This is a genomic window from Paenibacillus allorhizoplanae, from assembly GCF_927798215.1.
In the GTDB taxonomy this organism is placed as follows: Bacteria; Bacillota; Bacilli; order Paenibacillales; family NBRC-103111; genus Paenibacillus_E; species Paenibacillus_E allorhizoplanae.
Map to the genome: position 1 here is coordinate 39,769 of NZ_CAKMMW010000003.1, position 24,014 is coordinate 63,782.

Below are 24,014 nucleotides of genomic sequence, written 5' to 3' on the forward strand. Positions count from 1 at the left end.
AGCTCTACTAGCAGGCTGTTTTTTTCTGTACAACGTATAGGCAATTATTTCATTACTTTGATTAAACGTTTCGCGACTCCCGTTGGTGTATCAATGGCTTCATAGACATTAATCGTGAATGGGGAGCTAAATTGATCCAAATTGGCACCTGTTGCATCAATGATTTGACTGCCACTAATTAACTTATTAGGCCCATTAAAAGAGGCGTCTTTAGAACCTACAACACGTCCTAAGCTATCAACGATCTCAAATCTTAATTTGGAGAAATTGTTATCAACTACGACATTTGGAGCCTGTGAAATACTTAGATCCAATTTCACCTTATAGCTGTATGTCCCCAGTGCATATTGCATACTGACGGATATGTCTTTGAACGTCACATCAATTGGGTACAATGAAATAATATTATCCGTAGTTTCCTTCTGGACATCCGTTTGCAACGCAGCAATCGTCGTCGTATATGGTGCTGCAGCCTGTGCATCTAATATTTTCAAAGCAAAGCTTTCACTATCTTCGGATTGTGGAACAATATACGAATAGCTGACCACATAGCTCAATCCAGGATTTAGCATGGTCGTAACATTCGTTTGACGAACACCTTGGTATGAGGCACCTAGCTTACTTGTTAACTCCGTCAAAAATGCTGGTGTTGCTACTGGCGTTGTGCTTGTGTTCGTTAATTTGAACTTCGCTACAGCTGTCTTATAGCCCTCACCTGGATTCTCATGCAAATGCAGCTCCATTAAGGATACTTCCGTCGATTTATCAATCACTTTGGCTTGTGCATTGAAAGTGATCGGTTTACCGATCGTATACGCGGCTGCTGTTGTGCTCGCCCCATCTACTGGCCAGTTGATAGCCAGCTTAGCTGTTGCCAATTCTGAAGGCTGTCCTCCGTCTTTCGGGACAAACGTATCTGTCGATAGCACGACGACATTCGTTAGAGTCACATCGCTTTCCACTGGGATCGCGTAGTGGATGTAGGTTGTTTCTCCAGCTGCCAAGACAACTGGGGCCACTTCTGTACGTTTTCCTTCATAATTCTTCGACTCTGATTGGGCATCAACACGGAAAGCGGGTACCGTTTCACGACCTGCTCCCGGATTGTTTACAAGGACGGTCACAACGGCTACACGACCTGTTGCGGTGTTCTGTAGGGAAGATTCCACCGTCTTATACGTAAGTCCTGAATTCACTCCAGATATCGTGAACTCTTGTCCCCACCCCGCACTAGCTATGCTTTCAAGCGCTGCACTGCCCGTACCGCCATACCATACTTGATTGGTTGGCATTGAAAGCAGCGTAGTCTCTACCTTAGGATAAGCATACAAGTCGACGTTCACGAACGAAAGGCTTTCAATCTTCCCGATTTCTTTCGAATCAATGGCTGCGAAATAAACTAGCTCGGCAATTTCCTTCGGTTGCAGGGAAGCTTTATTGCTTGCACTTGGTTTCAGCGTGTAAGAGATCCCGTTCGAGGTTTGCACGCGAAGTTCATGCTCTGGCACGCGATTTTGTGTTGTGCCGCCATTGTATAAGCGAACCGTCACAGCAAGCTGTGAACCCGTCGCTGTCGGTGTTTTACCGACACTTTTGATAGCAGCGCGAATATCTTTCGTTAAACCATAATTCACAGTTGGTGCGACAACGGTTGGCGTGGAAGGCTCCGCAGCCCACGCAGCGGTACCTCCTTGAACGATCATTGCTCCCAGCATAATGGCTGTTAGACTGGATTTCCATGGTCTTTTTTTCATCTATAACGTCTCCCTTAATATGAATTTCAATGATGCTATTTGGCTGCTGGTGAAGCAGTCGGTTGTGCGGATGCTGCTGGGCTTGTCACCTTTTGACCGTCTTTCAATGTGTTCTGTCCAGTGACGACCAGTTGCTCGCCTTCTTTCACACCTTCCAGCACTTCTTGGAATTCGCCGTTAATGCGTCCAAGCTTCACTTTCCGTTTCGTATATTGGTCTCCCTGTTGAACGAATACGAAGGTATCGGATTCTTCACGAATGATACTAAGTGTAGGCACGACAGCTACGTTCTCTTCCGTCTCCGTTGTCAATTGGACGAGATAGCGTCCACCTGGTTGAATCGTACGATCTGGATTCGGAATTTCCAATTCCAGCGTATAGGTTTTGGATGCAGCACTCATGATTGGCGCTAAGTAACTAATCTTAGCTGTCCCTTTCTTATCAGGTGTATTCGGGTTATAGTACACGAGCTCCTTCTTGTTTTTCACAAGCTGGTAGTTCGTTTCAGCTAGTTCTGTTTTGATTTTGATAGGATCGATCTGCTGAACTTGACCAACCTTGCCTGCTTGTGCAGATGCTGTTTGACCAACCACGACATTGAAATCTGTCAGAATACCGCTGCCAGGAGCTTTCACTTCATAATTATCCAAAGAGCGAGTAGCATCCTCTAATGTTAGACGTGCGGATTCTGCTTGTGTTTCAATGCTGGAGATAGAATCCGTATTATCGAAGGCGGATAGCTTACTTTGCGCAGCATCTACACTCATTTGAGCATTATCCAATGCTTGTTTAACTTGATCTACTTGGCGCTGAACCGCACTACCTGCTTCAAAATCATTTCTGATTTTGTTGTAATCTTGCTGAGCGTTATTCAAAGCCGTTTGTGTACGAGCTACGTTATCAGCCAAATCTTTCCGGGTATTCACTTTATTATCTCTAGCTTGCTGTAAGGAATCCGCTGCACTCTTTACTTGAAGCTCACTCTTCCGTTTAGCAGATAGAGCATCTTTATTATCAATAACGAAAAGGACATCGCCCTTCGTCACATACTCGCCTCGTTTCTTCAGAACTTCCGTAACTTCACCATTCGCTTTCGCCATCACATCGAGCGTTGTTCCGGCTACAACATCTGCCACCTGTTCAATCGGATTACTTATTTTCTGAAGCTTGATCGCTTCCGTTTTGACCGCTTTAGGCGTTAACTGTACGGTTGCCGCATCCTTAGCCCCTGGTGCTGAGCAGGCCGTTGCCAACACCGTCGCTGCAGTTAATAGCGTGATGACCCCCATCCAGCGATATTTGCTATGCCCTCTTCGTGAACCTTCGTTAATCATCGATGTGCCTCCTTATACCTCTAACGAACTCGTTGTCATTTTTTCTTTGCCTTTTTTCCGATTAAACATGTTGCTAATGCGGTTTTTCATACTTTCAATCAACTCGTAAATAATAGGTACAACGACTAGCGTCAAGAGTGTCGAAGTAATCAATCCACCAATAACAACAACCCCAAGACCTTTACCGATCAATCCACCTTCTGCAGAGATCCCAAGCGCTAATGGCACTAACGCCATAATGGTTGCCCCGGCTGTCATGATAATCGGACGAAGTCTGATCTTCCCTGCTTCAATAAGCGCATGACGAACAGTATAACCTTCTTCGCGCAACTGTTGTGCACGGTCGATCAATACGATCGCATTCGTAACGACAATACCAATCAACATGAGGAACCCAATCATGGAAGTTACGGTTAATGGTTCTCTAGCAATGACGAGTCCTAAGAGCCCTCCAATAACAGCTAGAGGAAGTGAGAACAGAATTGCAAACGGTGCACTTGCATTCCCGAACGCCAATACCATGATTAAGTAGACAACGAAGATCGCAGCAGCCATGGCCACAAATAACTGAGTAAAGCTTTCGTTAACATCTTCGGATACACCTGTAATTTGCGGTGTAACTCCTTCTGGAAGCTCTAATTCTTTCAAAGCCGTACTTAACTTCGCACTTACAGCAGTCTTATTGTCTGAATTAATTTTGGCAGAAACTTTCACGAGCTGCGCCTGATTCTCTCTTGCAAGGGATGCAGCGCCTTTCGTTTCACTAATCTTAGCTACTTCCTTCAATAGAATGGTCGAGCCATTCTGAGCCGTTAACGGAATATTGCCCAGCTTCTCTAAGGAATCTTTGTCTATTTTTTCCAATGAAACTGTTGTTGTGTACACAATATTATCGAATTTCATATCGCCTAGATTTTGCTTTTGAATCCATGTACGTGCTGAATCCCTTACGGAAGCTGCGCTTAAGCCATAGGCTCTAGCTTTCTTCTGATCAACAGCAATTTCAATTTCTGTTTTGGCATCGCTCAAATTGTCTTCAACTTCAGCAAGCTCAGGGAAAGTGTTTAATTTCTCTTTCACCATTCTAGCTGCTTTCTCTAACTGAAGCTGATCGTTACCTTGGAGTGTGTAGGCGAAGTCTGTACTTGATACTCCGAAGTCACCTTCCATAGATTTAGGCTCAACTTCAGAACCATTCGGCAACTCCGATAAAATATAAGCTGTCGTTTGATCCTTCACTTGTTCAGGATCCACGTTCTCATTCACTTCAAGGAAAATTTGGGACGCATATGGGGTTTGCTCATCATCATTACCTGCGTATCCCACAAGTGCTTCAACAAATTTAAATACCGGTTCACCTTTTGAATCCTTCAGGTCTAATAAGACCGTTTCGATTTCTTTCGTTTTGCTATCTGTTGCATCAAAGGATGTTGAATAAGGCAATTTTAATTGGAAATACATGATGTGCGATGCACCTGATGCAGGTAAAAAGGCAACTGATAAGAACGGAATCGTTCCAGCCATCGTCCCAACGAGCATTACTAAAGCGACTAGCAATGTTTTAATTTTATTTTTCAAGCTCCACGTGAGCACTTTTTCATAAAACATTGTCAACTTCGTTGGCGCAGATTCATCATGCTGAACCTTACCTGGTTTACTACGCAGCACAAGTAATTTCGAAAGCATCGGAATAACCGTTAAAGCTACGATTAAGGATGAAAGAAGTGCACAAGCAATTGTTAAAGCGAAAGGTCGGAAGAAACCACCTACAACCCCCGTTACCAAAGCAAGTGGAGCAAATACCCCTACAGTAGCCAAGGTAGACGATGTAATCGCCATCGAAACTTGTTTCGTTGCTAAAGCAATAACGGATTCTTTACGCTCCTGCGCTTTTTCTAAGGAAGCATAAATGTTTTCAATAACAACAATCGAGTCATCGACAACCCGTCCAACAGCGATAAATATACCACCAAGTGTCATCGTGTTGAGCGTGAGGTCTAATTGCGACATTAATAATAATGTGATCAAAATGGAGAGCGGAATCGAGACGAGTACGATCAACGTCATTCGTACATTGCGTAAGAAGACCAGAATCATGAGTGAGGCAAGTACTGCACCGACAATCCCTTCACGGACAAGTCCGGAGATGGATTCTTTAATTTGATCGGCACTGTCAAAGGTACTTTTGAACGTAATGTTCGGTAAAGTAGTTCTCCACTCCGTAATGTTCTTCTGAATTTCATCGGAGAATTCAACCGCATTCGCACTGCCAGCTTTATATAAAATCATCCCAATCGCTGGCTTACCATCCAAACGTCCGTTGAAATCAGACTCCGTAATAGCTTTTACTTTGGATACTTGATCCAAGGTAACAATGGCACCCGTAGGAGTTGTTATCTCTACTTTTTGTAGATCAAACAGACTGGATAAATTGCCGGTAACCCGAGTCATTTTGCTATTCCCATCGATTTCAACGGAACCGATCGGAGTTTTCGTCGCGGCTGTATTAATGGCATTACTCACCATGCCTGGTGATAAACCATATACATCTAGCGCTGCTGCATCCAACTCGATATCGAGCGAGGTATCTCTGGCACCGATGATGTCCATATGGTCGATCCCTTTGATACCTTCAAGGCCTGGTTTAATCGTATCTTTGAACGTTTTATCAAGCTCTGTTTGGCTGACTCCCTCGTTCGCATATGCGACTAAATAGTTGGACGGGAAGGATGCTGCACCGAAGGTAGATGCTTTAGGAGCAGCTGCTGTAGCTGGTAAGGAAACCGTTGACAACGCATCCTGTACAGCTTGCTTCTTTTTGTCGATATCGACATTTTGCTTGAAGAAAACAATAACCATAGAGAAATTATCGCTTGAAGTGGACTGCATGGAATCTAGATCTTCCAGATTCGCCAGCTTCTTCTCAATGGGTACGGTAATTTCATCCATAACGTCTTTAGGCGCGCCTGTGTAGGTCGTTGTAACGGCCACAACTGGGAAGGAAACGTTTGGCATGTTCTCTTCCTTGAGCTGTGTTGCTGAATACAAGCCGCCTACAAAAAGCATGATCATGATGATGAATAACGCGGAAACGTTTTTCATCGAAAACTGTGTGAGTCGATTCATTCCTGTACTCCCCTCAACTAATGATTGTGAGATAAAGAATACAGGTTCAATATGAACTCAATATGAACAAAACAAAAAAACTTGGTGAACAATCCCAAGTTTCTTGTTCAACTCTTTTTAGTTGGTGAGTGCGTTGTCGGTAACACGATAAGAAATAACGTTCCTTTGCCTTCTTCACTTTGCACCTCAATCGATCCATCGTGCATATCGATGATCTTCCTCACAATAGCAAGTCCAAGACCACTGCCGCTATCACGCTGCCTGGATTGATCCACCTTATAGAAACGATCAAAAATACGACCTTGTTCGTCGATTGGAATACCAATCCCGTTATCCTGTATCCATATTTGAACCCGGTCACGCAGTGGAACAAGCTTGATATAAATATGTCCACCCGTAGCTGTGAATTTGATCGCATTACCAATCACATTCATCCACACTTGACTTAGTTGGTCGCTATCTGCAAAGATTTTCACACGAGGCAGAGCCAGGTCCATATCTAACTCTTTCATTGACCATTGAGGTTCATAGAAAACAACAATGCGACGCAATTGCTCGTCCAAATCATAGATCGTAGGATGAAACGGATGATGCTCGGATTCCAACGAAGCCAGCTTCAGTAAATTTTCGCTTAGTCGAGACAGGCGTTCACTCTCGCGTTCAATGATCTCCAAATACTTGATCCGATCGTTTTCAGCGATATCCGACTCTCTTAATGCTTTGGAAAAACCGCGAATCGAGGTCAATGGCGATTGAATCTCATGTGACACGTTTGAAACAAAATCCTGACGCATCTGTTCCAACTGCTTTAGCTCTCCAGCCATATGGTTGAAGCTCTCTGCGAGTTTGCCTAATTCGTCCTTATTATTCACACTCACATTGACGTTAAAATTACCTCGAGCCAGCTTCTCTGTCGCTAGGGTCAGCTTCTTCAAAGGATTCACCAGATAGCGCGAAGCGAAGAGAATTAGTATGCTCCCCACAAGGAGGACGATGGCAAGAACAGATACAATCAATGTCTGGAGTTGTCTTCGTGCAGCATCTGTGATGTTCGTATGTATGAATAACGCGTAGCTCTCATCACCAACGATCAGCGGCACACCGACTTTAATGCCGTTAATCCCGCTTAAGGGAGCACTGAAATCCAGGCTTTTATAAATATGACCCTTCAACACGTCAGCAACTTCAGACGATTGGATACGCGGCCTTCCTTTTACATCAACAGGAGTCTGACCTAATGAAGCGCCGCTGGAATCAAATAGAGTGAACAAATAATTTTCGTTCAGTCGATTGCTCCCTGCTACAAAGGAATACAGGTTCTTCGGCTGCACTTCATTGCTTAACGTGACAATTTGACGTCCAACGGCTAACATCTCGGATTGAAATTGCGTCGAAATCATATTGGTAAAAAAGTACATGGCCAAAGGAAAAGCGACAAGTACACTCGCCACTACAATCGCTAGAAAGGTTAAAACCACGCGCAAATAAAGCGATTTGATCATACCTTCACCTCAAGCCTATACCCTAATCCCCGTATCGTTGTAATTTGAAATCCTTCCTGGTAATGCTCAAAGCGTTCTCGCAAACGTTTAATGTGCACATCCACGGTGCGTTCATCGCCTTCATAATCCATTCCCCAAATCTGCTCAATCAGCTGGGTACGCGTAAAGATTTGGCCCGCATGACTTGCGAACTTATAGAGAAGCTCAAATTCCTTCAAAGGCAAAGTAAACCGCTGATCTTGATACCGTACTTCATACGTTGTACGATCGATGGTCACACCACCAATGAGAATGACTTGTGAGGAATGAATCCGGTATCGTTTTAACAACGCTTTGACTCTCATGACTAACTCTACGGGATCAAAAGGCTTTACTAAGTAATCATCGGTACCGAGCTGGAAGCCCTTCACCTTATGGACAGATTCACTCTTCGCGGTCACCATCAATAACGGAAGTTCTGGGTAATGCGATCGCAATTCGCGGCACAGCTCCCAACCATCCATCAAGGGCATCATGACATCTAGCACGACTAAGTCAGCAGGAACGGATTCCATAAGACTAAGCGCCTCTTGCCCATTGCTGGCTTGCACAACCGTTAGGCCTTCCCCTGCCAAATAAACGCGAATCAACTCTCGGATATCAGCGTCATCATCAACAACCATAATACGAGTCATGCAGGCACCGCCTTTCTCCAACCATGCAGCTACGGTAAATAAGCGATCGGATCCTTAGAGCCTGCTTCTTCAAAGCCTTTCAAACGCAAACGACAGCTGTCACACTCGCCACAAGCTTCTGCTTTGCCATTGTAACAAGATGTTGTCAGCTCATAAGGAACACCGATTTTCAAACCTTCTTCTACGATCTTCGCTTTCGTCCAGGAAATCAGAGGTGTTTCAATCGTAATTCCCTTTCCTTCGACTCCAACCTTTGTAGCTAATGCTATAACTTCTTCTACTTTGTGGATGAATTCAGGTCGACAATCCGGGTAACCGCTGTAATCTAGCGCATTCACACCGATGTAGATCGCCTGAGAGCCTGTTACTTCTGCGTAAGAGGTTGCAATGGAAAGAAATAAAAGATTGCGTCCAGGTACATAAGTTACAGGGATTTCTTCAACTTCCGTCCCCTCCATCACATTCGGAACATCTATCGAATCATCCGTGAGTGCACTCCCCCCGAAATCACGAAGAAAATCCAACTTGATGATTTTGTGACGCGCTGCAACCCCGTAATGCTCAGCAACTTGCTTGGCATTCTCAATTTCAATCTTATGACGCTGTCCATAGTCAAAAGAAATCGGAAACAAGTCATAGCCCGCTTCCTTCGCTAATCCCATACATGTCGTACTATCTAAACCGCCGCTGAGAATAATGACGGCTCTTTTTGTGTTTTCACTCATCGTAAGCACCTCTTTCATATAAGTAGAAAATGGCACTGTACACTTGGTGTACAATGCCAACTGGCTAGACGCCTCGCATCGCTGGGTCCCAAATAATCTTATGCAACTGCATATTCAGCTTCACATTCGATAACCCTTCAGCTAGCATCAGATCTACCAGCTTGCGCGGCGGCATCGTTTCCCACACGGGACTGAACATCGGCAGTGCCTTCGTCGGATACTCCTTGAGTACGTTGACAGCTGTACGGAAGTCGAGATCGCTTCCGATGACGAACTTCAACTCATCTTGCTTGCGCAGCAGCTCGAAATTACTGTAAATCATCTGATCCATTTCACCAGAATTCGGCAGCTTGAAGTCCATCACGTAGCGCACCTTCGGTGATGCTACTTGTGAGATAAATGGCGCTAGGTCAATCGCACCGTTCGTCTCGATGTGCAGGTCGTCGACCTGCTCTAGCTCGGCGAGCGCCTCGATCAACGCGAGTGATTTGTTGCCGTACAGGAGCGGCTCGCCGCCTGTCAGGCAAATATGCCGGGAGCGGAACGTCTCGACCTTGCTGATAATTTCAGCAATGGTCATGACGTTCTCGGCTTCCGCCGGCGGGTAGCTGTACGTGGTGTCACACCATGTGCAGCGCAGGTTGCAACCAAAAAGACGGACGAAGATGGTTGGGAACCCCGCACGGGTTCCCTCCCCTTCAACCGTCTCGAAGATCTCGACCATGGGAATGCGGATATCTCGCATTACAGATCCTCCTCCATCATCGAGCGAGTGATGGCTGCATAGCTGGTCGGCGTTTCCCATAGGCGAATCTCGTCCAAAGAAATGGCTGGATACAGCTTCTCATCAAGCAATGCTTGATGAATTTCTTCATAAATCCAAACCACCATATTCTCAGCCGTCGTGTTCATCGGCGGCAATACGTCGTTCAGATAGCGATGATCTAATCGATCAATCACACGTTCTTTCGTAATTCTTTTGATATCTCCAAAATCAATTGCGATCCCTCGGCTATCCACTTTTCCCCGCATAATCACTTGCAGTTTATAAGTATGGCCATGTAGACTTTTACATTTTCCCTCATAACAATGCAGATGATGCGCACTGTCAAACGTAAATTCTTTGGAAATCAAAACGGATTTATGGTGATATTTCAATTGGTTCTCTTGGATGTCACGCCCCAACTCTTGCACATTTCTTGGGATTTCATAGCTCATTATTTATCACCTCATATTTTCAAAAAAAACAGTACTCTATATTATATCATAAATAGACTGAATGTCACCTTACTAGGATGGCATGGAAGAATTTCGCTCCTTCTTTTGCATCCAATCTAAGTGTCCGCGGATCTCTTGCATGCGTACATTCTCATCACGCAAGTCTGCTTCAATTAAAGCAGTCAGCTGCTCAATCTGACGGGCAACAGAATCAGGAAGTTCCACTTCTTCAAGTGATTTCACAATATAAAGCAAGCATTGCAGGGTTTCGTCCATAAGGCTCTTCTTTTTCCCCGTCAATACGACCTCACTCAAAAAAACAAGGTGATTCAACTCTTTTTGCGTTAATTTCAAGAGGAACAACCCCTTTCTTTTTCCATTATCCAACATTTTACGACAACGTGAAAGACTCTCTTGACAATCACAACTATAACATTTATGATTACAGTAAATTGTTACAAAGTTGTTTACAGTTCCTCGATCGACTACCAACGACTTACAGGCATGATTTTCGATGGATGAACAACAATATATAGAACTTATATTAATCCTTGGAGGGATCCGTAATGAGCACACAAGTACAAAATGAAGTTTTGAAAGTAATCGAAGACCGTCATTCCGTTAAGCAATACCAAGTTGGACACACAATACCTAAAGAAGATCTTGAACAAATTCTAACTTCTGCTTCCTTGGCTCCATCATCTTGGAACCTTCAACATTGGAAACTACTTGTTATCGACGATCAAGCACAGAAAGAGAAACTGCTTCCTATCGCTTACGGTCAAAAGCAAATCGTTGAAAGCTCCGTAGTTATCGCCGTTCTTGGTGATCTTGAAGCTAACAAAAATGCGCAAGCTGTTTTCGGTCCAGCTGTTGCTGGCGGGTTCCTTCCTCAAGCTGTGATGGATACGCTAGTTGCTCAAATCGAAGGTGCTTACCAATATCCGCAAGTTGCTCGCGATGAAGCGATTCGTAACGGTTCTTTGGCAGCAATGAACTTGATGCTTGCAGCAAAAGCACTTGGCTATGACACTTGCCCAATGGGCGGTTATGATGCTGGTAAATTCGTAGAAGCGTTTAACGTTCCTGCTCGTTATGTACCTGTTATGTTGATCAGCGTTGGATTGGCAGCTACTCCAGCACGTTCGGCTGGTCGCCTTTCATTAGATCAAATCACCGTTTCTAACTCTTTCTAATATAAGTTAATGTAGTAAAAGGCATGCCTCTCATGTTAGGATGAGAGATCATGCCTTTTTTGCGTTTGGATTAGTGAAATTGTTCGGTTTCAAACATAATTTCGTCGATTAGTTTATTCCGGTAGAGCATCGATAAATTGAAGGTTTCGTATTCTTTCTCTTTATCCAACTCATCTAACAGCAATGTGGCAATTAACTCTCGATCATCCGAATTTCCGGGCTCACGAAAATCAATAAATCCTGTTAGTTGCCGCGAGCTGATATCCACCGTTGCGGTTCCGATCGGTAATCCACCATAGGATTGTTGATAAATCTCATAAGATAACGTATCCAAATCGTCTCTAACCAAAACGATGGAATAGTCATCTCTTGTTGGTATCCACATATCATCTTCAGATTGAATGTCATCCACCAAATCCAGCATATCAATATGTGTTAATTCCACCGTATCTACGGTCTCTCCATTAAAGATCATATGGAACACGAACGAATCTGTTTGCTCTTCATTGAAATCTGCCACCATGAGTTCAGTGACAATATCCATCTCTTCATCAAACGGATCGAATTTCCACGAAATATCCCCGATTACTTCCGAACCATAGATATGCAGGATGGCTTCCGCAATTAACTCGGCGTCCTTATCATACACGTGATATTCGACACTGCTCCTGTTTTCGTTAACAATGACAAGTTCATATCCCTGTTCTTTCTTTCGTTCCTCAAGCATTTCCAGCTGTTCCGAAGACAGTTCCGACTCCTGATCATCCAAGCTAATATCTTCCCTGAGCCACGAGTAATCCAACCCATCATCATGCAGGAGATCTACACTCGAAATATAATCCTCTTGATACGTTGACGGCTCAATAGCATGTTCCGTCACAATGACAAAATCATAATCACTATAACTAACCGTAACCTCGCACTGGGCGATTCCAAGCGCATCAATCACATCCTGAATATAGGACTGAGCAAAATCATAGACCGCTTGCTTATTCACAATCGTGATGGATTGTTGCTCCAGATGAATCGCGCCTTTAAGACGATCCGATTCCCTGTAGACTAGCGTTAACGTACCGACAAACTCCCCATTGTACATAATATCGCAGACTTCGCCGCCTGCTGTTTTCAGGTCGGGTCTTAGCATAATATCGGCCACGACTTCGTCGCCTCCTCTACAGATCTTGTGTCATTCTTCTGTAGCATGCCCATTATCGACCAAAATATGAGTAATCAGGATATTCGTCTATACACTTCAGCCCCCACTTACATATCTTATCTTATAACACTCACCACGAAAGGGGGGAATGTCCATGTCAGCAGTAGGAACTTCATCAGCTGCAATTTTAGTACTTTTTATCCTTCTTGTTATCATCACTAGCGCATTCGTTATTTAATCATTAAGCTAAAAGCAAAAAGACGATCATCAGCCCACTGAGGCATGGTGATCGTCTTTATTTTTGGTGTTGCTGGTCGACTTGATTAAGCCGTTGCCGCTCTGTTTCAATGGCATTTAACTTAGCTGATAATATCTCTGTTGCACCTGGTTTATCCATGAGCTGGGAGAAAATCTGCTTTGCCCTCGCAAGCTTTCCTGAACGCATGGCTAACTCGCCAAGCGACGTCGCGGCCTTCCACTCTCCAATGTGATAATCAGCGCTAACGCTTCCGCGGTAGTTAGGCAGACTGGACAACGACTGCTTAATACTCGTTTCTGCTAATCGCAGCAGTTCATCTGCTTGTCTCATTCTCACTTGCGCGAGCAAATAATGCACATCAGGGAAATCAGGTGAATGCGCCAATGCTTTGTGGCAATAGGCTTCGGCTTCTGCGTAATTTTTGCGCTGCATCATGATTTGTATGAGAAGTCGGTAGATCTCAGGCATCCGCCCGAATAGGGGCGTTTGGATTCCTAAGCGCTCGGCTTCAAGGAGGGATGTTACCGCTTGCTCTTCTAGCCCGATTCCCAGCGATTCCCGACCGTAAAATAACCAGTGACCTGGATTCTCAGGCTCTTCTTCGATCATAAGCTTAAGCAAACGAAGGTTCCGCTCAAGCTTGCCCTTGCTTTGCATAACAGCTGGATCATACCCGTTATGATCTAGTCGGATTTTAACAGCTCTTCGATACGTATCGAGCTGATAGACCCCTTTGTCCGTAGCAATTTGCTCATGGATGCGACCATAGTACCGAAGTCCCCGTTGTGCAGGAAACATCCGCACTTGCGAGAAATCATGTTGAACGGTTCCGTTTATTCGATTCAAATGCCAGACATGTAAGGCTGGGGTGATGTTCGAATGGTCGTACACACTCGCGACCTCGCGAATGGCATGTACATCCTCGGAAATGAGTAACTCATCCGCATCAATCCAGATAACCCAATCTGTCGTCACATATTGAAGACCTATGTTACGCGCAGCACCGAAGTTGTCCTCCCACGCAATCGGGACAACCTTCACTTTCGGATATTGCAGAGCAATCCTACGGGTATCATCCGTCGATGAATCCACAAGCAGAATTTCATCGACAGCTCCTTGCAGAGCGACGATACACTTCGCGATGTTCGCAGCCTCATTGTGCGAAAGAATCGCCGCGGTCACCGAGACCTTGGGAACATATAAGAGATCCTCGATGTCTGGTCTCGGCTCGCCAAGCGGCAACTCCTGCATCGCCTCGTAGATGTGATTCACCCATTTGGCCTGTGGGTCCAGCAGCCACGCACGGTCGAAGACACGCTTCGCGGCGCCTGCTTGCTTCTGCAGGAGCAGCGTCTCACCGAGCATTACCCAAAGCTGCGCTTCAAGTGGCTTGTTGCGTATAGCTTGGAAGAGCTCGGTTTCGGCTTCATGGAGTTTGTTGGATTGGATTAGGGTGATGATGTGATTAATTTGGGTCATTATCTTTTTTGAAAAGGAACATAGAATACGCTCGCTCCATTGTATGGATCTATTTTCATGACCTCGGAAGTTCCTTGCGTAGCCCCACTACCATAGTGTGCGGTCAAAGCACCAGATACATATCCGAAATTTATGTAAGTCGGAGTATTAAGTGACACATACTCATTGATATGTCCATAGAACATATCCCAAGAAGATTGATAATCCGGATATAACCGAGTGATATGTATCGCTGGTCTAGAATAATAATCCATCGTTTGCTCGGCAGATACCAAATTAAAGTTAAAATCATCTAGATACAAACGTTCAGGTTTGGAATCATGCGCATAAACCTTCATTTTCGTTGTCCAATCAACTGAGCCATATCCAGCATCAAACTTCAGATAATGATCTTGATATACAGCAGCTGTAACCCTACTCTGTGCATAATTTTGAATGTCTGAATTATTTATTGTAACTGACGGGTCATTAAATCCTTTCGAGCTTCTGTAATCAAGAATATAACTACTCACTCCAACATCTTGAATTGATTGATATAAATTTAAAGATTGAGGAAAAGGATCCTTGTCTGTTCGTTCAATATCAACATTTAGAACCATTGGTTCCTCTAAAGTATTCTGCGAATTATAGGCACGAAGTTGCTTGATTTTTGTTACACCATATTGCAAATTCATAAGTGATTGCCAAGAAAACGCATTATTGGGAATGTCAATTTCTGTTTCGACTGTATTACCAGACGTATATTCTACAACCAACTTGTAATCGTATAAATTAGTTTCAGCATCGTAGAATATTTCTGTTAAATTAATCTCTGCATCATTCGATAAGTATAGAACGGGGTAGTTGAGTTCTGGTGAATTAAAATGTTTTGCAAGAACACTATTCGATTTATATTGTTGTTCAATATGAATAGGAATTTGCCCTTTCGTGAATCCACCTTTGTGATCCGTCACAACAACATCCAAATTTAGATCACCAAATTTCAAAGGGGTTATTGAGTAATCATATATTCGATCACCCTCAGAATCCGTGGAAACACTAAAATCTGCATTACTCTCGATTGAAACTAGAGATATACTATCATATATCCGTACTTCGTTACCCTCTTCATAATAATAATCTTTATCTTTAAAATAATTACTAACTCGCTCCTGAATATCCCCTGAATGAATCTGTTCTCCTTCTTTAACTGAAAAATAGGATGAGCTTGGATAGGCTTGAATAGGAGCTGTATTGACAATATTGTAGTCAAACGGATCTGAGATCTGTAATGACAATGGGCTAATATTTTCAAGTACATCTATTACTTGATCCTGAGTAAAATTCGATTGTTTCAATAAATCAACGGCATTAGTTATGTCGAATTTATAATCGTCCGGATCCTCAGAATTCTCAACGACAATGACATTAAAAGTATCAGTAATCGTGATATGTCCCACTTCTTCTATGTACCTTTCACCAGTTACAGTAAAAGTAGCTGTACCCACATCATTAGCCTTTATTTCATAAATCCAGTCATATTCATTACCTTCATAACCTTCATAACCTTGATTCTCTAATGTAAATATCCCTGAAACAGGCCGTTCCGTACTTTGTTCATCCTCAAATACAATATCAACATCAAAATAAGTTGCATCGTACAAAGCATTGAAATCAATATATTTCGAGCCATTCTTCGGTAAAACAATCGTATGTATTTTGTCTAGAGATACAGAAGGAAGTTCTCCTTCATCATAAGCATGACTGAACTGTGAAGGAGCTAGTACCAACGGAGCAGCTAAAGCTACTGTACTGGCAAGAGTCCCGATCAACTTCTTCTTCGAAATAAATCTTTTCTTCATTCTCACACCACCATTATCTATTAGTCTTTCTTTCATTCTATCATACGAAATATGCACTAAAAACCCCTAAAACGACAAAAAACCTCAAAAAACGAGGTTTTTGACCGATTTCTTATTTATAAACAGTACTTTCGAATCGCTTCATGCACGCCTTCATTATTATTGGAAGAAGTCACGGCATCCGCGGCCTCTTTCACATCATTCGGCGAGTTCTCTACTGCAATCCCCAAACCAGCAAAACTCATCATTTCCAGATCATTATAGTAGTTGCCAATCGCCATAATTTCAGGGGCTTCTATCTCTAACGTAGCTGCCAAGGCCTTCAATGCATTTCCCTTATTGGCCGTCGGATTCATCACATCAATGAACAAATCTCCACTGCGAATCATCCTCAAATTGCCATAAAGCTTCTGATCTTCCCACTCCAGTTGAACACGATCCAACACATCCGGTTGAGCAAAAAGCGTAAATTTAACGATCGGCACGCCGAGCTCAGAAACAGACGTAACAAGTTTAGGATTGATAAGAAATTTCTGATACATCATCCTCTCATACTCACCGACACGTTCGATATACATATTAAATGCTGTACACACATCGAAGTGAATCCCTTCTCGGCGTGCATAAGCCAACATACTTTCGATTTCGCTAATTTCAAAAGAAAACTCATTCACCAGTGACTGTCCTCGCTCATCAGCATGAACGGTTACCGCTCCATTATGCGTAATCATCGTTCCTTCCAAGCCTAATTGCTCAAGGATCGGCAACGTACTCGCTGGTGCTCTCCCCGTACATAACACAATATGACAGCCTTGATCATGAACCTCTTGTATAGTTTCAATCGTTTGATCCGTTAATTCGTGATGATCATTAAGCAGTGTTCCATCAACATCCAGTGCGATTAATCGATAGTTCAAGGTATTCTCCCTCGCTCTCTTCATATCGACTAATTGTACCATAGGTACAAATCTAGTTCATCGATTTTACAATAAAATCACCATCATCCATAACTCTACTCACCATTTATTGCACCCGATGAACACCGACCGATTGCTGAACATTCCCAATGATTTCGATAGGAATATCTTCCATTTTCACAACACCATTACTGTACCTGATCTGAAAATGAATCGTCTGTGCGCCTCGAGGCAGTCCCTCCGTTAGGGATTGGAATTGGTTATCAAATAATTCGCCACTAAACATCGTATTCTCATTTAACTGTGGCGTTAGCTTTTCAGAAGCATATAAGTTCTGTCCATCCAAACCAATCGTATCAATCCAGGCGATGACTTCGTCAACCGAGGTTTCTGCACTCTGACTTTTCACAACAAAAATCTCACCAGAATAAAATTGTTTTGGATTTACTTGTGTTTGATGGCCCTTCTGATTATGCAAAATCAGCCAATTGTCCGTGTACGTCACTACAGAACTTATGGTTAAAGGCATCGCGGTAATCGTTTTGAATATCGTCGATGTAAGATACCCATCCATAGCGGACAGTGTAACTAGGTAATTACCAGGCTCAGTGAACTTTTGCATGAAATTTGTAGTTGTAAAAGACTTCGTAACCCCATCTGGACCCTGAACGGTCCATTCGTATGAAAGCACATCGCCGTCAGGATCTGTCGAAGTATTGGTGCTCCGCACCTCATCCCCTTCCCAGACCGGCTTAGGATTCCAATCGAAATTAGATACTGGGGGTCTATTGATATACAACCAAGTTTGTGGTGAATAGTCTGACCAGATAACGCCATCAAACACTCTAACACGAACTCTTAATTTTTGACCAGCCGGTAGATCGGCATTTACTGTCCAGCTACCGGATGTTGAAGATGTGCCTTGATAATACTGACCTGAATCTACAATTATTGTATCGTTTGCTTCATTCGTGATTTGAACTTGAAAATACGTAAATGTTGTACCTGGATCCGGGTCTACTTGACTCCATTTCAGCGTTGGCCGCAAGTTACTAAATCTGGTTGGCGAAGCTTGTGTGCCATTGGGATCCAACATGGTTGCAGTTGGCGGACGGTTTGTAATAAGCCACCCTATGTTCGACCATGCCGACCAAGCAATTCCATCGAAAACCCTTACTTGAACTTGGTACTTTTGTCCTTGCGCTAGTAATTGTGTTGTTATCCATTCTTGTGTAGTTGCAGAAGTCCCTTGTGGTTTGATACCACTGTCAACGACGACATTTCCAACCTCATCTTTTAGCACTACTTGAAAAGCAGCAAAGGTTGTTCCAGCATCCGGATCGGTTTGATTCCATGTAATTGTAGGTTGCCGTGTATTCACATAACTAGGACTTGTTTGTGTACCATTTGGGAATGTAAGTACGGCTGCAGGCGGTTGATTTGGCAATGGAATCGTAATATTGATTGTTTGTTCTACCCAATCGGACCATGCTCCGTATTCGTCCGCGACGGCAGCCCTGACGGTATAGAGACCTGTTTCAGTAGGACGCGTAAGCTTTCCTAATTGGGTTACGCCACTTGGCGTTGTATAGCTGTATCTGTTATTAAAAATACCTCTTGTGATCTGATAATTTTTCCCAGTCACTTCAGTTGAATAGCTTGCCGCGCTTAGCCATCGATCCGGGTCGTAACCTGTTTCTGTCCATTGAATCGTATGATCTGGATTCTCAGCAATCGTAAATTGTTCTATTGGTCTTCTGTGAACTAAGATTGAGTGAGTGGCAGGGTCAGACATCTTCTGAAACATAGCAAAGACAGGCGATGGATATTTGAAACCAGCTGGTGCAGGGTCGTCCGGTTCTTGGAATTCAACTTTGAATACCCCCACCTTTGAAATACTTGGACTTGGCGATTGAATAACAATGCCATTATAGCTGTTAGTTCCTACAGGATCGGAAGCACCGTCCCCTGCATTTAGAAATTTATTAGGTTCCATATTAGTGAATTTCCATGTTGCTAGATTAGGAATAGCAGGATCGTTCTCAGGATCAAGATAACTAGTGCTATACGTAATTGGCATATTAACAATGGCTTGATTGGCAACTGCCGTATCACCACTCTCGTAAATCATAGCATTGAAACCTTGAAGCTCTACATACGGGGATTCCGAGTAAAGGCCATAAGATCCTGCAACCGCAAATGTATCATCATAAGCATCAATGATTGGAATTCCAGCTGCGTAGACAATAATGTGATTAGCCCTTACCTTGGCTTTGATCTCTGTGTATACTCCGAGCTTGGAATAATAATTTTTACTCATAATGGTAGATGAAATACCATTAACCATTTTGGTCAACTTGATGAGATTCGGTGTCATTTCTACTCTGTACATGTTCTTGTTATTTTGTACTCTAAATCCGAACCCTGCTGTGACGCTATCGCTATACGTATTAAAATTAAATTTGGTTCTCATACTGATATCGCCGTTATAAAAACTAGCATCATTGTTAGAGAGAAAACCATAACTACTATTTCCAATTGCGTTGTTTACATCTGTTTTCACAGATAATATCCATTCAAACCTACCCTGACTACTACCGTAATCTGAACTTCCTTGATACACAACTTTAATTGTGCCATCCTCTGTCAAGTTAATGCTTTTTATACCATAAGACTGACTTCCATTTCCTGAATCGGAGAAATTAGAAAAACTCAATCCTGTTGGTATATCCGCTTCTTTCAAACCTGTACTCATATCGTAGACCAATATGTTTGTTTCACCGTTACCTATAATCAATTTTCCGTCTGAGGATATTGTAGATTTTGGAATAGGACTTCTATATAGGGTATCGCCATCATCTGGCCAATATTGAATTAAATATCCATATGTTTTCACACGATCTATCGTCGTAGTTTGGCCCGTTCCTAGGTCGTAGTACATCAAATCCCAAAAGCCATTCTTACCAACAGTGGTGTAATAACCGCTCTCTACCGTCTGTTTGATATAAGCGATTCGATTATTAAAAACACCTAAGTAGTAAATTAAATTATTATGTGGATCGGAGGGATTCCCACCACCTACTAGATCTACCAAAACAGCACCCGTATATGCATTTAAAACCAATCTTACAGCGCCGTTTTTAATAACAATCTTAGACTCATTATCGGAGAAATATTCAATGCCAATACCATCCCCCCGAGTCCAAGAAGCAGGATTAGGATTGTATTCCCACAATACAGACCCACTGTTGTTATATTTTACCAACTTGCATGAATGGGCATATGGATCCCAACCATAATCACACACATTTTTGTAGATATTTCCGCTCGAATCTTTATTGTAGGCCGAGCTAAACTGGGTGGTATCACGATAATAAACACCGCCCTCACCATCTGAATTGTAATTCACCGAGTCCATGAGTACCCCGTCTATGACCTTGGGATTAGAACCAGTATACATTGCTGGGTACGTAGTAGGCACAGGAGGTGGGCACTTACCAGGAGAATCAGATCCAACAAATCCACATGTTACTTGTTTTGAAGCGTTGTAAGCTGGAGCTACCACTTGGTTCTGCCAATTCTTTGTGAAATTCAAAATATCACTAATTCTGGTTATGACCTCGTTGTAGTACCCATACTGACAACACGGAGAGTAATAGCTAGGCCCCTGCCTTTGCAATATCATATCAGAATTAAATTCTGTCATGTTAGGAGTGGAATACTGTATCTTAGGCATTACTTCCTCACCCCAACCACCTTGATTGGTAAATTGGGGTGCATTGGCGTGGTTTGATCCATAAACAATTGCAGGATTATCCTCGTTATAAAAAACTAACCCATCATTATTCTGTGCAGATTTCCAAAGATGTTTAGCAAGTCTGTTCTCTTTTACGAAAGTAGCATAATAACCATCTAAATCACCTGTGTTACCACAATCACCACAATAACCTTTGCTTGTGTAAAACCACTTTTGCACCACATTTGAACTGGTGATTGATTTGTATGGGGCATAATTGGTTACGTTTCTCGTGCTAATTGAGTTATCACTAGAATTATAATTATATAGTTTTGGTGCTGAAACGCTTATTGAAGATGAGGCTGTCCAAGTTGCCGAATTAACGATTGTATTAGCCGTTGGTGTAACAGTCTTTATGTCGGCGGGTTCAGGTTGAACACCAAATGCTGAGAAATCAACTTCGGGCATTTGGTTGACCACTTCAAATGGAAAATCTTTATCAGTTGACTTCTTTAGACCAAGACTTTCTTTTAGATGAATGTGAACATTACAAGTCTTCGCCACCTGAGTAGGTGTGTAAGTGAAGTTCCCTCCACCATCAGGGGTAATAGAAATCAATGTATCATCTTCTAAAGATCCATTATTATTGTTGTCGCAAGCTAAAGTAACTGTGTGCTCTGAAATTGGATCACTATCTGGGCTAAAGGACTTGTCTTGAAAAGACATGGAAACATTTCGTATCCCAATATCATTGTAATCAAGTCGTGCGACAGGTGGTAAGTCTTCTAATACGCTCAAAGTAGAATGCGCTGTATTAAGGGACCGCAATCCTGCGCTATCTGTGACGTCCAGTTGAATGTCGTAGTCACCGAAAGCTGGATATATAGGCAGCTTAGTTCCGTGCCAGTCACAGCTTGATATTGTCCTAGATTTATACGGACTGTAACTATTAGTACAGCTAATATCTGGTGTAAACGATCTGCCTTCAACCACCTTTGGCGGTAATGTAATGATAGGGACTGGGTTTGGAGGCACAACGCTCATCGTTGCCGAAGCTTGGGACTGATTACCACATTTATCCGTTGCTGTTACTTTGATACTGTGATTACCAAGAACGTTAGCATTGAAATTGTACGTCCATCCATTAGGTTCGTGATCCCATAAATCGTAATCAGTTTTGAGTTGTTTTACCCATGCACTAGAGCTACCATCGAAATCCCAAGATAAAAAGTATGGATCTCCGTCAGGGTCATACGGTTCATCGTGATCTCCTGGATTGATTGCAGGCTTTTGAATGACTCTTAACCAAACACGTTCATCTACAGCAAACATATTCTCAGGTGTAAAACTTGCGCCGTCATAGGCATGGAACCAGCCCACATGTACCACTGGCGGGTTATTAGAGCCTACGCAAGATGTTGGTGCAACAACTTGGAACGTTTTTGGACCAGCACTAGCCTCTCCACCACAAGTGGACGTGACTTTAAGTGAGACACTGACCGTTCCAATTGTCATCCAACCTGGATCTGGCGGTAGTCCGCCAACATTGAATGAAAAAGCACTCGTATTAGAATAGATCTTTGAGTTTCCATTTTGTGAAACCGTATAGGCGACCTGTTGAACTCCGCAACCACTGCCGCCAGTAACAGAAATACCTTCGGCTATAACACCGTTGTAACTCCCGAACTCAATTGAGGGTTTTTCGATTTTAAAATTGGCAGTAATGACTTCAGTTGAGGGGGATATGGAGCAAGTAGTTTGAGGCGTGATTGTAATGGATTTGGTATTGTCGGAGGTATTTGATTCACCTGGTATAGAGTCAATTACGATAGAGATTCCATAGGGGGATGTTCCTGTGAAGGACTTGGTGAATGTTTCTGTTTTTTGTTGACCAGCATTAAGTCCAGAATAATTAAATGTCTGGAAAGTTGAGCCATCGATTAAGACTTTCGCATTAAATGGAGTTGTTATTTCAGTACCACCTGTGTTGCTTATAGTGAATATGAAAGCAGTAGAGGTATTAACTTGTATGCAAGAAGGGCTACTAATGGAACCAGCTACTAGGTTTGCAGCCCCTTTTGGAGATTCGTACTCTACATCTACTGTTGAGTTATATTCATAGGTAGTTCCTCTAACATCTACAGTAAAAGCTGCAAACCAAACCCTTACCTTCGCTCCTGTAGGGGGAGATCCTAGCTCTTGTTCTGAATCATAAGGAAGTATAAAATCAGTAAACTTTTGATTATATATAACCCTAAACTTACTCGCATCTGAACTATCCGGTTGTACTGTTATATCAGTAATAGTTTCTGAACGAGGCTTACCAATTCCAAAGGGACCCATTATATTAGCGCCAGAGTTAACGACTGCGAATGCAACACCCGTATTTACGGCAGAATATGGAACTAAAGCTCCATCGAGAGAGTTCTTATAGGGTTTGTCTATGGATGAGTCCAGACCTAGTTTTTCCATATCCGAAAATACTCCCTCGCCTGAAGAACAAGAGGGGACAACTGGCATTGGATGTCCATTTATTGATTCTGTAACAGCACTATTAGTTTGAAAATGGATACCATCGGATGTACCAGCCGAAGGACCACAGTTTATCCTATGAGTGTCTCCGTCGCCACCAGTAACGTCCGCGAACCAGTTATATTTATGTGGGTCTGTGGGGATATACCTAAACCAAGCAAAATAGCCTTGGGCACCTTGTTTATTGTCTTCTGACACCACAGGTATAGGAGAACCTGTTGCATGAATATCGTTCAAAGCTTTGTTATAGTTATTTACCCCTATCGCAGAAGGAGGAGTAACATCCTCTCCATTGTGTAATATTCTCTTTATTACCTTTCCTTGGGGTACTGTAATGTTAACCTTGGCCCCTGATACATAATTATATTTAGAGTAATGTTTTCCGTTTTGATCAGCGCCTGTTCCGTTGTAATCTATGTTTGCGGTCATGGTGTCAGGAGCGGCTGCTAGAGCTTTTGTTAACAACTCACCGAAGTACTGGGATGGTAGATATTCAAATACCAAAATTGCAAACATTAAAATACTTAGAATCTTAGTCTTTTTCCTAAGTTTCGATAACTTCATA

General features: G+C 42.9%; 16 protein-coding genes. 2 read left to right on the plus strand and 14 right to left on the minus strand.

The window, feature by feature from the left end; translation table 11 throughout:
* Positions 1-44 precede the first annotated feature (44 nt).
* The 9 genes from L6I86_RS06420 to L6I86_RS06460 all read right to left on the minus strand — a co-directional run bounded on the left by L6I86_RS06420 (position 45) and on the right by L6I86_RS06460 (position 10,687).
* Positions 45-1,754: a hypothetical protein gene (locus L6I86_RS06420; RefSeq protein ID WP_236285776.1), complete on the minus strand. Its 1,710-nt coding sequence runs from the start codon at positions 1,752-1,754 to the stop codon at positions 45-47.
* A gap of 35 nt (positions 1,755-1,789) precedes the next feature.
* Positions 1,790-3,088: an efflux RND transporter periplasmic adaptor subunit gene (locus tag L6I86_RS06425; protein WP_236285778.1), complete on the minus strand. Its 1,299-nt coding sequence runs from the start codon at positions 3,086-3,088 to the stop codon at positions 1,790-1,792.
* Between the two features lie 12 nt (positions 3,089-3,100).
* Positions 3,101-6,214 carry an efflux RND transporter permease subunit gene (locus L6I86_RS06430; RefSeq protein ID WP_236285780.1) on the minus strand — a complete coding sequence of 1,038 codons (3,114 nt, stop codon included), beginning with the start codon at positions 6,212-6,214 and terminating at the stop codon, positions 3,101-3,103.
* 107 nt (positions 6,215-6,321) lie between these two features.
* Positions 6,322-7,716 (minus strand): sensor histidine kinase, encoded by a 1,395-nt coding sequence (locus tag L6I86_RS06435; RefSeq protein ID WP_236285782.1) that lies wholly within the window; start codon positions 7,714-7,716, stop codon positions 6,322-6,324.
* Positions 7,713-8,390 (minus strand): response regulator transcription factor, encoded by a 678-nt coding sequence (locus L6I86_RS06440; RefSeq protein ID WP_056616174.1) that lies wholly within the window; start codon positions 8,388-8,390, stop codon positions 7,713-7,715. The genes L6I86_RS06435 and L6I86_RS06440 overlap by 4 nt, the downstream gene beginning before the upstream one ends.
* 29 nt (positions 8,391-8,419) lie before the next feature.
* Entirely contained in the window at positions 8,420-9,115 is a 696-nt protein-coding gene (gene queC, locus L6I86_RS06445; protein WP_236285787.1) for a 7-cyano-7-deazaguanine synthase QueC, read from the minus strand.
* A gap of 64 nt (positions 9,116-9,179) precedes the next feature.
* A complete protein-coding gene (locus tag L6I86_RS06450) occupies positions 9,180-9,860 on the minus strand; it encodes a 7-carboxy-7-deazaguanine synthase QueE (RefSeq protein ID WP_236285788.1) in 681 nt (226 codons plus the stop codon).
* A complete protein-coding gene (gene queD, locus L6I86_RS06455) occupies positions 9,860-10,333 on the minus strand; it encodes a 6-carboxytetrahydropterin synthase QueD (RefSeq protein WP_056616183.1) in 474 nt (157 codons plus the stop codon). Before queD ends, L6I86_RS06450 begins: the two co-directional genes overlap by 1 nt.
* 72 nt (positions 10,334-10,405) lie before the next feature.
* Positions 10,406-10,687, minus strand: a complete 282-nt coding sequence (locus tag L6I86_RS06460; RefSeq protein ID WP_056616186.1) for a hypothetical protein — start codon at positions 10,685-10,687, stop codon at positions 10,406-10,408.
* Between the two features lie 212 nt (positions 10,688-10,899).
* On the opposite strand from L6I86_RS06460, the gene L6I86_RS06465 reads away from it, so the two are divergent.
* Positions 10,900-11,529, plus strand: a complete 630-nt coding sequence (locus tag L6I86_RS06465; protein ID WP_236285789.1) for a nitroreductase family protein — start codon at positions 10,900-10,902, stop codon at positions 11,527-11,529.
* Positions 11,530-11,599: 70 nt separating this feature from the next.
* On the opposite strand, the gene L6I86_RS06470 is transcribed toward L6I86_RS06465, so the two are convergent.
* Positions 11,600-12,685, minus strand: coding sequence for a hypothetical protein (locus tag L6I86_RS06470; RefSeq protein ID WP_236285790.1), 1,086 nt, complete (start codon positions 12,683-12,685; stop codon positions 11,600-11,602).
* Positions 12,686-12,839: 154 nt separating this feature from the next.
* Here L6I86_RS06470 and L6I86_RS06475 point away from each other — a divergent pair, with 154 nt between their 5' ends.
* Positions 12,840-12,923 (plus strand): YjcZ family sporulation protein, encoded by an 84-nt coding sequence (locus L6I86_RS06475; protein ID WP_420794167.1) that lies wholly within the window; start codon positions 12,840-12,842, stop codon positions 12,921-12,923.
* A 57-nt stretch (positions 12,924-12,980) separates the two neighbouring features.
* Here the strand turns inward: L6I86_RS06475 and L6I86_RS06480 are convergent, their stop codons facing one another.
* The 4 genes from L6I86_RS06480 to L6I86_RS06495 all read right to left on the minus strand — a co-directional run bounded on the left by L6I86_RS06480 (position 12,981) and on the right by L6I86_RS06495 (position 24,013).
* Positions 12,981-14,423: a glycosyltransferase gene (locus tag L6I86_RS06480; protein ID WP_236285791.1), complete on the minus strand. Its 1,443-nt coding sequence runs from the start codon at positions 14,421-14,423 to the stop codon at positions 12,981-12,983.
* Positions 14,423-16,264, minus strand: coding sequence for a hypothetical protein (locus tag L6I86_RS06485; RefSeq protein ID WP_236285792.1), 1,842 nt, complete (start codon positions 16,262-16,264; stop codon positions 14,423-14,425). Before L6I86_RS06485 ends, L6I86_RS06480 begins: the two co-directional genes overlap by 1 nt.
* Before the next feature lie 116 nt (positions 16,265-16,380).
* Positions 16,381-17,223 (minus strand): Cof-type HAD-IIB family hydrolase, encoded by an 843-nt coding sequence (locus tag L6I86_RS06490; RefSeq protein WP_338113365.1) that lies wholly within the window; start codon positions 17,221-17,223, stop codon positions 16,381-16,383.
* Positions 17,224-17,287: 64 nt separating this feature from the next.
* A complete protein-coding gene (locus L6I86_RS06495) occupies positions 17,288-24,013 on the minus strand; it encodes a glycoside hydrolase family 78 protein (protein WP_236285793.1) in 6,726 nt (2,241 codons plus the stop codon).
* Position 24,014: the final 1 nt, after the last annotated feature.

Bases quoted from the DNA above. Each gene is read 5' to 3' on its own strand.
- L6I86_RS06450 (WP_236285788.1), bottom strand. From the start codon at position 9,860: ATGCGAGATATCCGCATTCCCATGGTCGAGATCTTCGAGACGGTTGAA.
- L6I86_RS06420 (WP_236285776.1), bottom strand. From the start codon at position 1,754: ATGAAAAAAAGACCATGGAAATCCAGTCTAACAGCCATTATGCTGGGA.
- L6I86_RS06425 (WP_236285778.1), bottom strand. From the start codon at position 3,088: ATGATTAACGAAGGTTCACGAAGAGGGCATAGCAAATATCGCTGGATG.
- L6I86_RS06440 (WP_056616174.1), bottom strand. From the start codon at position 8,390: ATGACTCGTATTATGGTTGTTGATGATGACGCTGATATCCGAGAGTTG.
- L6I86_RS06485 (WP_236285792.1), bottom strand. From the start codon at position 16,264: ATGAAGAAAAGATTTATTTCGAAGAAGAAGTTGATCGGGACTCTTGCC.
- L6I86_RS06430 (WP_236285780.1), bottom strand. From the start codon at position 6,214: ATGAATCGACTCACACAGTTTTCGATGAAAAACGTTTCCGCGTTATTC.
- L6I86_RS06480 (WP_236285791.1), bottom strand. From the start codon at position 14,423: ATGACCCAAATTAATCACATCATCACCCTAATCCAATCCAACAAACTC.
- L6I86_RS06490 (WP_338113365.1), bottom strand. From the start codon at position 17,223: ATGGTACAATTAGTCGATATGAAGAGAGCGAGGGAGAATACCTTGAAC.
- L6I86_RS06465 (WP_236285789.1), top strand. From the start codon at position 10,900: ATGAGCACACAAGTACAAAATGAAGTTTTGAAAGTAATCGAAGACCGT.
- queD (WP_056616183.1), bottom strand. From the start codon at position 10,333: ATGAGCTATGAAATCCCAAGAAATGTGCAAGAGTTGGGGCGTGACATC.
- queC (WP_236285787.1), bottom strand. From the start codon at position 9,115: ATGAGTGAAAACACAAAAAGAGCCGTCATTATTCTCAGCGGCGGTTTA.
- L6I86_RS06435 (WP_236285782.1), bottom strand. From the start codon at position 7,716: ATGATCAAATCGCTTTATTTGCGCGTGGTTTTAACCTTTCTAGCGATT.
- L6I86_RS06495 (WP_236285793.1), bottom strand. From the start codon at position 24,013: ATGAAGTTATCGAAACTTAGGAAAAAGACTAAGATTCTAAGTATTTTA.
- L6I86_RS06475 (WP_420794167.1), top strand. From the start codon at position 12,840: ATGTCAGCAGTAGGAACTTCATCAGCTGCAATTTTAGTACTTTTTATC.